The organism is Gulosibacter chungangensis (assembly GCF_008831155.1).
GTDB classification, from domain to species: domain Bacteria; phylum Actinomycetota; class Actinomycetes; order Actinomycetales; family Microbacteriaceae; genus Gulosibacter; species Gulosibacter chungangensis.
In genome coordinates this window covers 576646-591450 of the sequence record NZ_WBKB01000001.1, presented here as the reverse complement: position 1 = coordinate 591450, position 14805 = coordinate 576646, and the positions used below count along the sequence as shown (strand labels likewise).

Sequence of the window (14805 nt, the reverse complement as noted above, 5' to 3'; positions counted from 1 at the left end):
ACGCATGAGTCACGCATCCGCCGAACCGAGGCAGCCGGAGCCGAGGCAGCCTGCGCCGATCGGCGACGGCGAACCTCCGCGGCGACGCGAGGGTCGTCGAAAGTTCGGCGCCGGTGCGGCGATCCTTGCCGGCACGGTGGTGTTTTCGCTGCTCGTATGGGCGGCGTTCTACCTCGGGTTCGAGCGGATGCAGGCGGACCTGGTGATCTCAAATAAGACGCATCTGAACGCCGAGCCGATCATTCAATTCGACGCGGAGGAGCAGGGCTGGACGCTCGTGCGCCCAGCGAATGCCCGTTCCGAATCCGGTCCCGAATACGGCAATATCAGTAACGCCATCGAGGTGATGTGCGTATTCACTTGGACCACCGGGAAATTTGATGACCCGCGCATCCTCGACGCCGAAACCGACGAGGCGGCGACGCTTTCGCTATTGGAACAAGGCGGCCGTGACACCAGCGGCTATGGGGTGGTGCGTCTCGTGAGTGAGTCGGGACAGTCGATTGAACTCGTGTATGTCGATGAGGATGCGACCACGGGCCTGGACACGGTCGTCGCGGCCAGGACTTTCGCGGGCTCGGGGGACTACGTGGTGTTCACGATGAAGTGCGAGCGCACCGGTGAGTTGGACCGCGAAGTGCTGCAAGACACCCTGCTCGGCGTGGAAGTGAGTCTCGACCTCCTCAACTAGGGAGGAGGACTCATCACTGGTTCGTACGCCGCGATCATCCCTTGTGTGGAAAATGGCGGGCTCCACTCGAAGCGATACACCTTCCTGTAGCAATATGGCCTCAGGACCGGGCAGCTCTGCGTGCAAAATTTACGCAAGTTTGCGCAGGTAGCCAAGAATTACGACTCAACCGAAGGATTTGAATGTCGAATCAGTTCCCGCCAACCCAGGGTGGCGACCAGAACCCGAATAACTCGGCGAACCCCAACGGCGCGGAGAACTCCGGGCAGCCAAACTTCGGCGACGCAAGCGCGTCGAATCAGCAGGGGTATGGCCAGCAGGCGGGCAACGGCCAGCAGGGCTACGGTTACCAGCCGACGGATGCGCAGCCTCAGCAAGACTTCGGCCAGCAGCCGGCTCCCGGTCAGCAGGGTGCCGGTCAGTCTGGTTACGGCCAACAGGGCTATGGTCAGCAAGGTGCCGGTCAGCAGGCCAGCGGGCAACCTGCTTATGGCCAGCAGGGTTATGGCCACCAGGGTTACGGCCAGCAGGGTGGTGCCTACGCGCAGGGCACCTATAACGCGGCGCCGGGTGCTGGCGGGCCCGGTGCTGGCGGCGCCAAGAAGTTCCCTGCGTGGGTCTGGATCGTGGTCGCTGTGGTTGCCGTTGCGCTCATTGGCGGCCTTATCTGGGGCGCGATCGCGCTCTTTAGCGGTGGTAAGGGCTACTCCCTCAACTCCAAGAGCCTGGTCGATGACGTCGAAATTGAGTACGTCGGCGACTGGGATGACGATAGCTACAGCTACTACATCCAAGACCCGAGTGGGGCTTGCGGCTACAACGCAGATTTCGTCACTTCCGGGTTTGATGACATCGACCCCGACAACGTCGAAGGCAGCATCGACGATGGCTTCGCGGAAATGATGGAAGAGACGGGCGCCGATTTTGAAGCAGAACGCCTGGATAACTTCACAGTGAAGGACATCAACGGCGAATCCGTAGAATTTGCCGTCTTCCAAATGAGCAATGAGAGCGAGTGGGGCTCCGTGTCGGCGATCTTCGCTGTTCACCCCTTCTCGGACAGCGGTTCGGTGCTCACCATGGGGCTGACCTGCCAGGACTCCGACGCGACGCTCGACGAACTGCGCACGCAGATCGACAACACCGAGTTCGAACTGATCCCGGCCGAAGACTAATCTCCGCCGACTGATCCTCGCGAGGCGGCCAGCGCGTCCGATGCCATGCATCCATTGCCCTGGCCGCCTCTCGCTTTGCTCTCAAAGCCAATCCCGGTCAAATTGGGAGCCGACACGTGGGTAGACTGGTGGGTATTCAGCGTTGGTCTCAGGATCGCCAGTCGTTTGCTTACCGACACGGATGATCACGCCAGTCATCGCTCGGAAAGGAAGCTTCTCGATGAATAAGACTCAGAACAAGACCTCGGTCGCTGAGATCGATAAGCGCCTTCCCGATTCGCTCTGGAAGTCGATGCTCTTCCGCGCACTGCCCGCGCTGATCGGCGCCCTGGTGATCACGTTCACGCAAGAGCACACGGCCCGGTTTGGGTTTGTCGTGTTTGGCGCGGTGGCACTGTGGTCGGGCGTGATTGTCGGCTTTGAAGCCGTCGGAATTAAGGGCCACCCGCTTCGCAGTTTCGTGTTTGCCCGCTCCATTCTTGGCGCGCTCGTCGGCGGCTACTGCCTCTTCATGGGCACGGGCGGTCACGACTGGGCCACCGTGCACAACTTCATTTGGACCGTCGCAATTTGGGCGATCGTGACCGGCGCGATTGAGCTCGTGGCTGGGCTGGTATTCCGAAAACAGTCGATGTACCGCAGCGAAATCGTGCTCTCGGGCGCGATCACGATGCTGCTCGGCATCATCGTCGCGTTCGTGCCGCCGGAACTTGACGCCGACTATGGTGGCATTGAGCACATTGAGGGCTCGCTCACCGCAGAAGTTCAAGCCATCGGCTTTGTCGGTGCCTATCTCGCCGTCCTTGGCGTGCTGCTCGTTATCGAGGCGTTCACCCTTCGCTCGGCGTTGCGCCGCCGCGATGACGGCAAGAACGCCAAATCCCCCGCAAAGAAAGAGAGTTAGTTAGTGGCGAAGTCATCGTCGAAGAAAGACCGTTCCGCGCAGCGTGCGCTTATGAAGCCCTTCGAGGTTGTCGCGCTCTCGTTTGTCTGCGGTGTCTTTGTTCTCGGCGTCGTCCTGCTCACGCTCCAGAATTGGCTGCTTGGCTTCATTTTTGGCGGCATCGCAATGGTTATCGTGCTGCTGGTGCTCGCGCTCTTGCTCCTGAGCTATAAGCCGAACCCGGATGTGCCGGTGTACTTGGACCGTCAACTCTACGAGTCGAAGGAACCCGGCGCCCAGGGCGCCTCGCTTCGACCGCTCGAGAAGTACGACGAAGAGCTCCCGCGCGAAGAAGAAGAGCGCGAGGGCAAAACGAAGGACGAGCCCAGCCGTCCCGCGCCCGCGCCCGACACCCAAGACGACCAGCACCCCGGCGAAAAGTCCGCCTAGCTCTTCGCCGCGGGCACTCACGCCCGGTCGTTAGCGGCACTGCGCCGCGCATCCTTCACCGAGCGTTTGCGGCGCGCCTTCCTCATCGAGCCGGGCTGTTAGCGCCGAACCATGCTGTTCTACCAACCCGGCTCAGTGCTACCGACCCGGGTCTGTGATTGATCACCCCGGTGTGCGTCCGCTTTTGCGGCTGCGGCGTCGTCGGGCTGTGTGATCGCCTGCGCGTAGGCGATCACCATGGCGCGGTACGCCGCGACTTCCTCGCGTTCTCGCTCGGCCGACCAGCCGAGCTCCTGCGCGGCGATCGCCGCGATCTCGACCACCGCATCCAACCCCTGATTCGGGTATTCAAAGCGGATGCGCGTGCGACGGTCCATGAGATCGTCCAGATGGAGTGCGCCCTCGGCACGGATGGCGTAGATGATTTCCGCACGCAGGTAAGCGGATGCTGCTCCGAGCGGTCGCGCAGCTTCGGGGATCTCGGCGACAATCTGTGCGAGTTCGGCAATATTGTTGCCATAGCGACGTAGCAGGTGCCGTGTGAAGCGGTCTTCGAGCCCGTGTGTCGTCACGAAATCGCGGGTGAATCGGGCAGTTTCTCGCAGCCCCATCGTGCGGCCGGCCGGTAGTCGTTCGGCGACTGACGGGCGAAGCTCAGCTCCGACCAGCCGTAGCGTTTCGGTTCGTGAGGGGCGCCGTGCCGCCTCGGCCCCGAGCGCGAAATCCACCGCATCCTTCGCCATGACGCGATAGGTAGTGAGCTTGCCGCCCGCGATCGACACGAGGCCCGGCACGGGGGAGGCGACCGTGTGCTCGCGAGAGACCTTCGCCGACTTCGTGCCGGCTTTCACCTCGGGTAGCAGCAAGGGGCGCAGTCCCGCGTAACTGCCGACCACATCCTCGCGGGTCAAGGGCGTGCGCAGCACTCGATTCGCTTCCGCGAGCACATAGTCAATATCCGCGGCAGTGGGCACGGGATGGTGCAGGTCCTCAGTCCAAGGAGTGTCGGTGGTGCCAATGATCCAATAGCGCGACCAGGGGATCACGAACAGCACGCTCTTTGCGGTGCGCAGAATCAGGCCGCGCTCCCCGGTCAGGCGCTCTTTCGGAACTACTACGTGAATGCCCTTTGACGCGAGCACCCGCAAACCCCCGGGTGCGGCCATCGCCTGGGTAGCTTCGGTCCACACACCGGTGGCGCTAATGACCTGCTTGGCGCGGACCTCGAAATGCTCACCGGATTCGAGATCGACCAGCATCGCCCCGTCCACGCGACCCGCCGCATCCGTGTGTAATCCCGTGACCTGTACGCGGGAGGCGACGTGCGAGCCTTGCGCGGCGGCGGTGCGCACGAGCGAGGTGACTAGGCGGGCGTCATCGACCCGCGCATCCCAATACTGGATCGCCCCGACCGCGGCATCGCCGCGAAATTCAGGGAAAGCGTGGTGCAGTTCGCGTCGGCTCACGTGGCGGTGCCAGGGCATCACCCGCGGCATCCGGCGGAGGGTGGCGAGCAGGTCGTACAGCGCGATACCGGTGCCGTAGTAGAAACGATCCCAAATCGGCCGTCGAAGTGGATGCAGGAAAGCGATCGGTTCGACAAGGTGCGGAGCGAGCCTGGTTAGCAATACATCGCGCTCGGTGAGGGCCTCGTGGACGAGCGCGAAGTCGAGCATTTCGAGGTAGCGCAGGCCGCCGTGGAGGAGTTTGCTCGAGCGACTCGAGGTACCGGAAGCCCAGTCTTCCGCTTCGACGAGGCCGACGCGAAGGCCCCGGCTGGCGGCATCGAGGGCGGTTCCTGCCCCGGTGACGCCGCCACCGATTACGAGCACGTCGAGGGGTTCGCCGTCGGGACGGCCGTGGGTTCCGGCGCTCGCCTGACCGGTAGGTTCGCTGCCAGTGGGTCCGCCACCAGCCTGACGGCTGCGCTTGAGCGCGCTAATGGCGGCCTCGCGGCTTTGGCGGCTTAGGTGGCTGGCGTTCATGATCCTGCTAGCAACCTACTAAGAATCCGCGCCCGCAGGGAATAACCTGCGGGCGCGGATGCAAAGAAATTGGCTGGCCTACTTGAGTCGGTCGACCAGGGCCGAAGAACGACCCGTGTAGCTGCCGGGGGTGAGCTCGCGAAGCTGCGCCTTCGCATCCTCACCGATGTCGAGACCGTTCACGAACTCGACGAGCTCCTCACGACCAACCGAGTGGCCGCGGGTGAGCTCTTTGAGCACGGCGTAGGGGTCTTCGATCTTCGAGCGACCGGCGACGATTTCGGCGCGGATCACGGTCTGGATGGCCTCGGCGAGGACCTCCCAGTTGCCGTCGAGCTCTGCCGCGAGCTTCTCGGCGTTGATGTCGAGCTCGCGAAGGCCGCGGCTGACGTTGTCGATTGCGAGCAGTGAGTGGCCAAACGCGACGCCGATATTGCGCTGCGAGGAGGAGTCAGTGAGGTCGCGCTGCAGGCGCGAGGTGACGAGGGTCTGCGCGAGCGAGTCGAGGAAGGCGTTCGACAGCTCGAGGTTCGACTCGGCGTTCTCGAAGCGGATCGGGTTGATCTTGTGCGGCATCGTCGAGGAACCGGTCGCCCCGGGCTGCGGGATCTGCTTGAACACGCCGCGCATGATGTACAGCCAGATGTCGCTCGCGAAGTTGTGCAGGATGCGGTTGAAGTGCGCGATGTCGGAGTAGAGCTCCGCCTGCCAGTCGTGCGATTCGATCTGGGTGGTGAGCGGGTTCCAGACCAGGCCCAGTTGCGCGGTGAACTCGTCGGCGACCTTCTCCCAGTCGATCCCGGGCGCAACCGCGACGTGCGCGGCGAAGTTTCCGGTGGCGCCGGCCCACTTGCCGAGGTATTCCTGCTGCTCGATGCGCTTCAACACGCGACGCAGACGGTGGGCGACCACGGCGAGTTCCTTCCCGAGAGTGGTCGGGGTGGCGGGCTGGCCGTGGGTGAGTGAGAGCAGCGGCTGGTCGCGCTGGGCGACAGCGAGTGCGGCGACCTGGTCGGTGAGCGCGGTCGCGGCGGGCAGCCACACCTTGGTGACGGCATCGCGAATCGTGATTGCGTAGGAGGTGTTGTTGATGTCCTCCGAGGTGCAACCGAAGTGGGTGAGCTCCTCAATACCCGAGAGGCCAAGCTCACCGAGGCGGGCGCGCACGTAGTACTCCACGGCCTTCACATCGTGGCGCGTGGTGGCCTCGATCGAGCCGAGCTCGTCAATCGCCGACTGGTCGAAAGCATCCACCACGCCGCGCAGCTTCGCCTGCAGGTCCTCCGCAATCGGCTCGGTGCCGAAGAACTTATTGTTCGTGAGGTAGATGAGCCACTCGATCTCGACCGCAACTCGGGCCCGATTCAGCGCGGCTTCGCTGAGGTGCTCACCGATGGGGGAGACGACCTTGAAGTACCGGTTGTCGAGGGGGCTGAGGTATTGCGGGGGTAGGGGGCTCATAGCGCTCCGTTCATCGAGAGGGCGCAGAATCTCGGGCCGCCCGCACGGCTGGCTCAATCTGGTTCAGCAGCTGTGTGCAGGCTTGCTCGATGGTGTCGCGCACCTCGTCAAATAATTCGTCGGTTCCATAGTAGGGATCTGGGACCTCGAGATTGTGCGCTCGGGCGGGATCAAAGCTCAACAGTGGTTGGATGAGCGCCCGATTGGTCTCGGTTTCGGCCCAGGTGCGCAGGATGCGCTGCTGGCCGCGATCGAAGGTCAACAACAGATCGAAGCGACGAAAGTCTTCCGGATCAAACTGTTTGGCGCGGTGCTGCTCCCCGGAATATCCGGCGCGGGTGAGCGCGGAGCGGGTGCGCGGATCAGCCTTTTCCCCCACATGCCATTCGCCGGTGCCCGCGGATTCGAGCTGGATGGCCTCGCTGAGCCCGCGCTGTTTCACGAACTCACGCATGATGATTTCGGCCATGGGCGAGCGGCAAATATTGCCGGTGCACACGAAGCAAATTCGGAATACCGGCTGCGATCCGTTGGAGGCCATGCTCGTAATTGTTGCGCATTCAGTTCAACACAAGGGAAACAGAGCCTGATTCTGTGGCCGAAGACCATATTTGTTCGTCCGGTGGCTTGCTTCGGGGTTGTGGATGCGCGGTTATGCACAGTCGTGACGAGCAGTCGCGCAGGTTGCTTGCTGGCCGGGCATCCTTTGGGCATCGACGTTCGAGATCGACTTTCGATTGCTGAGGGGGATGCACATGGGCGACGGGGAATCGACCGGGCTAGTGACCGGGATTGAACGGGACACAATCGAACGGATCCGGCAGAACTGTGTCGACTTTGCGCAGCTGCTGCGGGACTCCGCGCAAACACTCAACAACCGGCTCGTGCCGCTTGCCGACGAGGCCGTGATCAGCGACTGGGTTTCCAGCGCGCGGCTCACCTACGACCTGGGCCGCACGACGATCAGCACCGCCTTGGGGCTTGCCGCGGTGGCCTGCGGGGTAGCTGCGGCGCACTATGACGACGCCGTGTGGCTGATCGACCAGCAGATCGGGGTGGAGTTCCTATGAATGGCGGGCAGATTCAGGTTGATACTGCCTCGTTTGGCCCCGCGAGTGAGCGGATGAGCGAGCTTGGCGACGGCATTGCCTCCCTGGAAGGCACGCTCAGCGAACAGTCTTGGTATCCGGCGGATGCTTGGCGTACCGCGGCAGTGGTGAAGCTCCTACAGGCCTCGGGGGAGGCCTCACTGATGGAGTTGGGCCTCGCTGGTCTCGCCGGTATGGCACACGGGCTGGCCAGTCATCTGCTGCAGGCGCAGCAGTGGTACGAAGAGGTGGATGCGACGGTCGTGTCGGCATTCTCGGAGCTTTCCGATCAGGTCACCACGGCGATCGTGGTGGGGGTGGCGCAGGGTGGCCTGTTTGCCGCAGGCGCGCTCGCGGGCACGCTGATGACCCCGGGTGGGCTCGCGCTCGTGGTGGCCGGTACCCTCGCCTATCACGGACTTGAGGATGCGGGGCTCATGGTGGGTGCGGATGACCTCGCCAGCTGGCTGGGTGAGAACCAGCATTCGCTCGCGAACCCGATGATGGTGCTGCTCGTGCGCACGCTCACCTCCGGGGGCGACGAGATCATCGGCGAAGCGGTCTCTGGCGTTGCCGGCGTCGCTGGTGGCGCTGTGCTCGGACCGCTGGGCGCGATTGCCGCGCAGGCGCTGATTCGCCAGTCGTTGTCATCACCACAGGCGGCGGCCGGCGCGATTTCTGATGTGATCCAACGCGTTCAGGGCGCGCGCGACTACAAGATCGAACATGCCGAACGTGAGCCGGTTGCGACGCCGGAGTCGATTGGCGATCTGATGCAGAGCATCCCGAAAACCACTCCCGACGGCACTCACGTGACCGTCACGGAATATCTCACTCCTGAGGGTGAGACTGTCTACGTGGTCAGCGTCGCCGGGACCAGTTCTACCGGCTTTGGTGGCGAAAACCCGATGGATAACCTGTCGAATCTGGCGGCTTTTGCGGGGCAGGACGATGAAACCATCGGTGCCACGATTGCCGCGATGGAGCAGGCGGGCGTCGCTCCGGGAGATGCGGTGGTCTTTGCGGGCTACTCGCAGGGTGCGCTCGTGGCGGCGGCACTCGCGGGGTCTGAACAATGGCAGACCCAATCAGTGCTGCTGGCGGGGTCGCCCATTCACGGCAATGAGATCGGCGGGAGTATTCCCGTGGTGCAGCTCGAGCACTCGGGGGATCTCATCACCGGGTTGCAGGGAATCGTGCCACCGGCGGCGGGTGAAGTCGCCGTGGTGCACCGAGACCCCTACCCGAATGGTGTGCCGCAAGACCAGGGAATCCTCGGCCCGCACATGATGCATACCTATCAAGACACCGCCGCGCTCTATGACGCGCACGAGGATGCGGCCTCCGTGGCGAATCGCGATGCGGTCCTTGACCCGCTCGCAGGCGCGGAGCCCGTAGCCACGCATGACTTCCACCTCCAGCGGGAGTATCCCGACTCGACGGAAGCGGCAACTTCTGGCGCTCCCTCGGGGACGAAGACCCCGGTGTCCTCGGAACCGATCATGTCGAAACTGCTGCCCGATTTCGGTGACCTCGCCGATGGGGTAGGCGAAAACCCCATTGGTTTCCTCGGCATCGATGAGGCCCTCGGCGGAAAGCCGGAAGGTCCCGCAATGCCGGATGCCTTCCAAGTGGAAGTCCCCCGCCCCGGACGCTAGCCGGGTAGTCGGTGCGTCGAGCCGGGGCTTAGTCGCGGTCGTCGTCGCGGCTACGTGAGCGGTTGTTGAAGATGCCGTTGAGGATTGCCGAGAAGATACCCATCAGCAGGGCACCACCAATAGCCCACCAGAAGTTATCCACTGCGATACCGAAACCGGCCTGCTCGCTCAGCCAGGCCACGAGCCAGAACAGGAAGCCGTTGACCACGAGTGCGAATAAGCCCAGCGTGAGGCAGTACAGGGGGAAAGAGACAAACCGCACCACCTTGCCGATGATCGCGTTCACAAGCCCCCACACCAATGCGAGCAGGAGATAGGTGACGATGAGCGCGAGGTTTGTTTCTTCGTATGCGGTGACGGTGATTCCAGCGCCCAAGATGAGCGTCGTCAACCACAACGCGATGGCATTCAGAACAATGGTGGCGAGAAAACGCATGCGCACAGTCTCGCGTACCGGCATGAATGCTTTCAGGGAAGCCCGTAGACTTTGGGCATGACTGACGTTCCAGTGAAGCTACGACCTGAGATTCTCGCCCAGCGCGCTTATACCCAGGGAAAGCCCGCCCCCGCGAACTCCTTCAAGCTTTCCTCGAACGAGGTGCACTTCGAGCCGCTCGAGAGCGTGCAAAAGGCGGTGACCGAGTCAGTCATCACGAACCGCTATCCGGACGCCTCTGCAAAAGTTGTCCGGGAAGCACTCGCCGAGCACTACGGGCTGGCCGTCGACAACGTGATCGTCGGCGCCGGATCGGTGTCGCTGCTGTATCAGGCGGTGCAAGCTGCGGCCTCCGTAGGCGATGAGGTGCTCTACCCGTGGCGCTCCTTCGAGGCATATCCGGGCATGGTCACCCTTGCCGGGGCGACTTCGGTCACCGTCCCGCTACGCAAGGACGGCACCACCAACCTCGAGGCCATGCTTGACGCCATCACCGAGCGCACCCGCTTGGTTATCGTGTGCACGCCAAATAACCCCACCGGACCGGCAGTTGGTCAGCGCGAATTCGAGCAGTTCATGGAGAAGGTCCCCAGCGACCTGCTGGTGATCGCCGACGAGGCCTATATCGAATTCGTCACCGACCCGAGCGCGCTCAACGCCACGCGCATCCTGGCCGACCACCCGAACCTCGTGATCGCCCGCACCTTCTCGAAGGCCTATGGGCTCGCCGGAATGCGCGTGGGCTACATGCTCGGTCACCCGGAAATCATGCGCGCCTTCAACACCACCGCAATTCCCTTCCTGATCTCCGGTCAAGCACAGGCCGCGGCGCTCGCGGTCATGGGGGAACCCGAAGCGATCCGTCAGCGCGTGAATGAAATCACGGCTCGACGAGATGAGGTACGACGCGCGCTGCTCGACCAAGGCTGGCCGGTACCGGAGACACAGGCGAACTTCGTGTGGCTGCCCTGCGGTGAACAAACTGAAGCCGTTGCTGAGATTCTCCGCGAAGGTGGCATCATCGCCCGAGCCTTCCCCGGTGACGGCATCCGCATTTCGATCGCCGAGGAAGAAGCAGTAACACCACTGCTGGCAGCCTGTTGGCGGGCCATCGAACGCTATCCTTACCTGCGTGCCGAAGAGCAGAACGCAGGTTAAATCGAACGGTGCGGTTGTGGGAACCCACTAATTAATCTCGGATTCCCCTAGTAGAAGGACTCAGAATCTACGGCCCTTTGGCCATAGACTGACGAAGTTGTATCGATCAGTTGGAAGGTGTCGACCGCGTGACTGCAGCCAGAGAATTTGCTTCAGCGCTCTCTCCCGAGGGAAAACTCGAGCCAACGGCAGCGTTTGAGCCTTTCCAAGAGCGCTTGGCAACAGCCGAGGACTCACTCTGGCGCACCGCATATCGGCAGATGCGCCTGGTGCGAGCATTCGATCGGGAAGCCACCCATTTGCAGCGACAGGGACAACTCGCGCTCTATGTTCCCGCCGAAGGACAGGAAGCTGCGCAGATCGGTTCCGGACTCGCGGCACGTGCGCAAGACGCCATTTTCCCCTCCTACCGCGAACACGGCGTTGGGTTCGTGCGCGGGCTTGACCTCGTCAAAATCCTGGCACTGCTGCGCGGGGTCACCAATAGCGGCTGGGACCCAGAAGAAGAAAATAACTTCCGCAATTACGTGCTGGTGATCGCATCCCAGACGCTGCACGCCACGGGTTACGCGATGGGGCAAACCCTTGACGGCAAGGTGGGTACCGGCAGTCTCGACGAGGATGAAGCCACCATCGTCTACTTCGGTGACGGTTCCACGAGCCAAGGTGACCTCAACGAAGCGCTCGTGTTCGCGCGCAGTTACAACACCCCCGAAGTCTTTTTCCTGCAGAACAACCACTGGGCCATTTCGGTGCCCGTGAGCGTGCAGTCACCCGTCCCGCTCTATCAACGCGCGGATGGCTTCGGCATCCCCACCGTGCAAATCGACGGCAACGACGTGATGGCCAGCTGGGCCGTGACCGGGCAGTTCATGGACGACGCCCGCGCCGGCAAGGGCCCGTCATTCATCGAGGCACTCACCTACCGGATGGGTGCGCACACCACGAGCGACGATCCAACCAAGTACCGCAGCAAGGATGAAGAGCAGTACTGGCGCGATCGCGACCCGATCGACCGGCTCGAAAAGTACCTGCGCGCCGAAGGTGATGCGGATAGTTTCTTCACCGACATTGATGCCGAAGCCGCGGACTACGCCGCCGACATCCGTCGACGCACGCTTGCGCTCCCAGAACCGGAGCCACACCAAATGTTCACTCACGCCTACGCCGACGCGAACGAAGAGATTCGACGACAGCAACTGGCCTTCTTCGACTTCGAGGAATCGCTCGAGGAGGATGCATGACCGACCGCGAAAATCTCCCACTCGCGAAAGCCCTCAATGCCGGTCTGCGTGCCGCGATGGAGAAGGACGAAAAAGTCCTCCTCATGGGCGAAGACATCGGCACCCTCGGTGGCGTCTTCCGCATCACCGAGCACCTCAAGCGTGACTTTGGTGCGCACCGCGTGATGGATACCCCGCTTGCCGAGTCGGGCATCCTCGGCACCGCGATCGGCCTCGCGATGCGCGGCTACCGGCCGGTATGTGAGATCCAGTTCGACGGCTTCGTGTATCCCGCCTTCGACCAGATCACCTCGCAGCTGGCGAAATTCCACGCCCGTACGCAAGGTGCGGTGACGCTGCCAATCGTCATCCGCATCCCCTACGGCGGCCATGTCGGTGCCATCGAACACCACATGGAGAGCCCCGAAACCTACTTTGCGCATACCCCGGGCATCCGCGTCATCTCGCCGTCGACCCCGAACGATGCCTACTGGATGATCCAGCAGGCCATCGAATCGAACGACCCGGTCGTGTTCCTCGAACCCAAGAGTCGCTACTGGCCCAAGGGCGAGGTGAACCTCGCGGAGGCGAGCGCGCCGATGGTGCAGACTCGCGTGGCCCGCGAGGGCGAGCACGTCACCCTGATCGGTTTCGGTGCGCAGACGACGATGAACCTGCAGGCGGCCCAGCTCGCGGAAGCCGAGGGTGTTTCGGTAGAGGTACTCGATTTGCGGAGCGTCTCGCCGATCGACTGGGATCCGATCTTTGACTCGGTCCGCAAGACCGGCCGAGCGGTGGTCGCCCAAGAAGCACCGGGCAATGTCTCGGTGGGCAGTGAAATCGCCGCGACGATTGCGGAACGCTGCTTCTATAGCCTGGAGGCACCGGTGCTGCGCGCCAGCGCCTACGACGTGCCCTTCCCGCCCGCTCGACTCGAAAAACACTATCTACCCGACGTGGATCGCGTGCTCGACGCGATCGACCGCACGCTGGACTACTAGGAGTACCCATGGCCATTGAGTTTGAACTCCCAGATGTAGGCGAGGGCCTCACCGAAGCTGAAATCGTCGAGTGGCGAGTCAAGATCGGTGACACCGTCAACGTGAACGACGTGCTCGTCGAAATCGAGACCGCAAAGTCGCTGGTCGAGCTGCCGAGCCCCTTCGAAGGCAAGATCGCCAATCTCCTCGCCGGTGAAGGCGAGACCGTCGAGGTGGGCAGCGCGATTCTCTCGATCGAAACGGCCGATTCGCCCGGCTCCGAGGTCATCACCGACCCGAATGATCCCGATGGTGACGGGCATCCCGGCCTCACCTCCGAAGAATTTGCCGAGGCCGAGCGGGATGCAGCGAGCACGGTTGATTCGGAAGGCGGCGCCAACCTCGTGGGTTACGGCACCGCCCCCTCCGCACAGTCGCGCCGATCCGGTCGCCGCCGCAAGGTCGCGGAGCGCACCAAGCCCGCGACCGAAACCGAAGTGCAGCAGGCACAAGCTGCGAAAGCCAAGCCAGCACACCCCAAGTCGGCCCGGCCCGCTTCCGTACCCGCCGCATCCGCCTACCCGATCGTGGCGAAGCCGCCGATCCGCAAGCTGGCGAGAGACCTCGAGGTCGAGCTGAGCCAGGTCCAGGCCACCGGGCTTGCCGGGGAAATCACCCGCGAGGACGTCATCCGGCACGCCGAGCAGGCGAAACTGTTTACCAACCTCGAAACGCCGAGCTGGAACCCGGTGCGCGAGGAGACCTTCCCGGTCAAGGGCGTGCGCAAGCAGATCGCCCAGAACATGGTGAAGTCCATGTTCACCGCGCCGCACGTCACGCTTTTCGTGGACGTGGATGCGACCCGCACCATGGAATACGTCAAGCGGCTCAAGAGCTCGCCCGACTTCGCGGGGGTGAAGGTTTCGCCGCTGTTGCTGGTCGCGAAGGCCGTGATCTGGGCGATTCGCCGCAACCCGACGGTGAACGCGACCTGGACCGACACCGAATACACGATCAAGCACTACGTGAACCTCGGCATTGCGGCTGCGACCCCGCGGGGTCTGATCGTGCCGAACATTAAGGATGCGCAGGAGCTCAGTATGCGTGAGCTCGCGGGTGCCCTCGAGAAGCTCACGATCACCGCGCGCGAGGGTAAGACGCCCCCGGCCGATCAGCAGCACGGCACCTTCACGATCACCAATATCGGTGTCTTTGGGATGGATGCGGGAACTCCCGTGCTCATGCCGGGCGAGGTCGGGATTGTTGCGTTCGGTACCGTACGGCCGAAGCCCTGGGTGGTGAACGATGAGGTGCAGGTGCGCCAGGTGACCACGCTCGCCGCCTCCTTCGACCACCGCCTGGTCGACGGTGACGTCGCCTCGCGCTTCCTCGCCGACGTCGCGCGGATCGTCGAAGAGCCAGCGCTGCTGCTCGATTAGCGGCGGGCGGTGCCGCGGCGCTCCGCCGCCGGGCGGCTTCGGGTCGGCTACCGAGACTCGTCACTGGATGCTGCTCTGCTCGCTGCGGGCAGCGTCTGGTGACGAGTTACTTTCGGGCCCTTCGGAGACTCGTCGATAGATGCTGTCTTTTCGGCTGTTGGCAGCGTCGAGTGACGAG

14 protein-coding genes are annotated in these 14805 nt (G+C 63.1%); 10 read left to right on the top strand and 4 right to left on the bottom strand.

The window, feature by feature from the left end; all coding sequences use genetic code 11:
• Positions 1 to 4 precede the first annotated feature (4 nt).
• The 4 genes from F8O05_RS02670 to F8O05_RS02655 all read left to right on the top strand — a co-directional run bounded on the left by F8O05_RS02670 (position 5) and on the right by F8O05_RS02655 (position 3199).
• Entirely contained in the window at positions 5 to 691 is a 687-nt protein-coding gene (locus F8O05_RS02670; RefSeq protein WP_158051184.1) for a hypothetical protein, read from the top strand.
• 182 nt (positions 692 to 873) lie between these two features.
• Positions 874 to 1866: a hypothetical protein gene (locus F8O05_RS14740; protein ID WP_192496997.1), complete on the top strand. Its 993-nt coding sequence runs from the start codon at positions 874 to 876 to the stop codon at positions 1864 to 1866.
• Between the two features lie 220 nt (positions 1867 to 2086).
• The gene (locus F8O05_RS02660; protein WP_192496996.1) at positions 2087 to 2770 is read left to right on the top strand and encodes an HdeD family acid-resistance protein; all 684 of its coding nucleotides are present in this window, start codon (positions 2087 to 2089) and stop codon (positions 2768 to 2770) included.
• A 3-nt stretch (positions 2771 to 2773) separates the two neighbouring features.
• Positions 2774 to 3199 (top strand): hypothetical protein, encoded by a 426-nt coding sequence (locus tag F8O05_RS02655; protein ID WP_158051182.1) that lies wholly within the window; start codon positions 2774 to 2776, stop codon positions 3197 to 3199.
• Positions 3200 to 3318: 119 nt separating this feature from the next.
• Here F8O05_RS02655 and F8O05_RS02650 read toward each other — a convergent pair whose 3' ends face one another.
• The 3 genes from F8O05_RS02650 to F8O05_RS02640 all read right to left on the bottom strand — a co-directional run bounded on the left by F8O05_RS02650 (position 3319) and on the right by F8O05_RS02640 (position 7186).
• Complete coding sequence (locus F8O05_RS02650; RefSeq protein WP_158051181.1) at positions 3319 to 5184, bottom strand: glycerol-3-phosphate dehydrogenase/oxidase; 1866 nt, start codon at positions 5182 to 5184, stop codon at positions 3319 to 3321.
• 78 nt (positions 5185 to 5262) lie between these two features.
• Positions 5263 to 6645: an adenylosuccinate lyase gene (purB, locus tag F8O05_RS02645; protein WP_158051180.1), complete on the bottom strand. Its 1383-nt coding sequence runs from the start codon at positions 6643 to 6645 to the stop codon at positions 5263 to 5265.
• A gap of 10 nt (positions 6646 to 6655) precedes the next feature.
• Positions 6656 to 7186 carry a low molecular weight protein-tyrosine-phosphatase gene (locus F8O05_RS02640; protein WP_158051179.1) on the bottom strand — a complete coding sequence of 177 codons (531 nt, stop codon included), beginning with the start codon at positions 7184 to 7186 and terminating at the stop codon, positions 6656 to 6658.
• Between the two features lie 214 nt (positions 7187 to 7400).
• Here F8O05_RS02640 and F8O05_RS02635 point away from each other — a divergent pair, with 214 nt between their 5' ends.
• Positions 7401 to 7715, top strand: a complete 315-nt coding sequence (locus F8O05_RS02635) for a hypothetical protein (RefSeq protein ID WP_158051178.1) — start codon at positions 7401 to 7403, stop codon at positions 7713 to 7715.
• Positions 7712 to 9391, top strand: coding sequence for a hypothetical protein (locus tag F8O05_RS02630; RefSeq protein ID WP_158051177.1), 1680 nt, complete (start codon positions 7712 to 7714; stop codon positions 9389 to 9391). The genes F8O05_RS02635 and F8O05_RS02630 overlap by 4 nt, the downstream gene beginning before the upstream one ends.
• 28 nt (positions 9392 to 9419) lie before the next feature.
• Here the strand turns inward: F8O05_RS02630 and F8O05_RS02625 are convergent, their stop codons facing one another.
• Complete coding sequence (locus tag F8O05_RS02625) at positions 9420 to 9827, bottom strand: phage holin family protein (protein WP_158051176.1); 408 nt, start codon at positions 9825 to 9827, stop codon at positions 9420 to 9422.
• Between the two features lie 57 nt (positions 9828 to 9884).
• Here F8O05_RS02625 and F8O05_RS02620 point away from each other — a divergent pair, with 57 nt between their 5' ends.
• The 4 genes from F8O05_RS02620 to F8O05_RS02605 all read left to right on the top strand — a co-directional run bounded on the left by F8O05_RS02620 (position 9885) and on the right by F8O05_RS02605 (position 14627).
• A complete protein-coding gene (locus F8O05_RS02620) occupies positions 9885 to 10985 on the top strand; it encodes a histidinol-phosphate transaminase (RefSeq protein WP_158051175.1) in 1101 nt (366 codons plus the stop codon).
• A 128-nt stretch (positions 10986 to 11113) separates the two neighbouring features.
• Complete coding sequence (locus F8O05_RS02615) at positions 11114 to 12229, top strand: thiamine pyrophosphate-dependent enzyme (RefSeq protein ID WP_158051174.1); 1116 nt, start codon at positions 11114 to 11116, stop codon at positions 12227 to 12229.
• Positions 12226 to 13209, top strand: a complete 984-nt coding sequence (locus F8O05_RS02610) for an alpha-ketoacid dehydrogenase subunit beta (protein ID WP_158051173.1) — start codon at positions 12226 to 12228, stop codon at positions 13207 to 13209. Before F8O05_RS02615 ends, F8O05_RS02610 begins: the two co-directional genes overlap by 4 nt.
• Before the next feature lie 8 nt (positions 13210 to 13217).
• On the top strand, positions 13218 to 14627 hold the full coding sequence (locus F8O05_RS02605) for a dihydrolipoamide acetyltransferase family protein (RefSeq protein ID WP_158051172.1): 1410 nt from the start codon (positions 13218 to 13220) through the stop codon (positions 14625 to 14627).
• Positions 14628 to 14805: the final 178 nt, after the last annotated feature.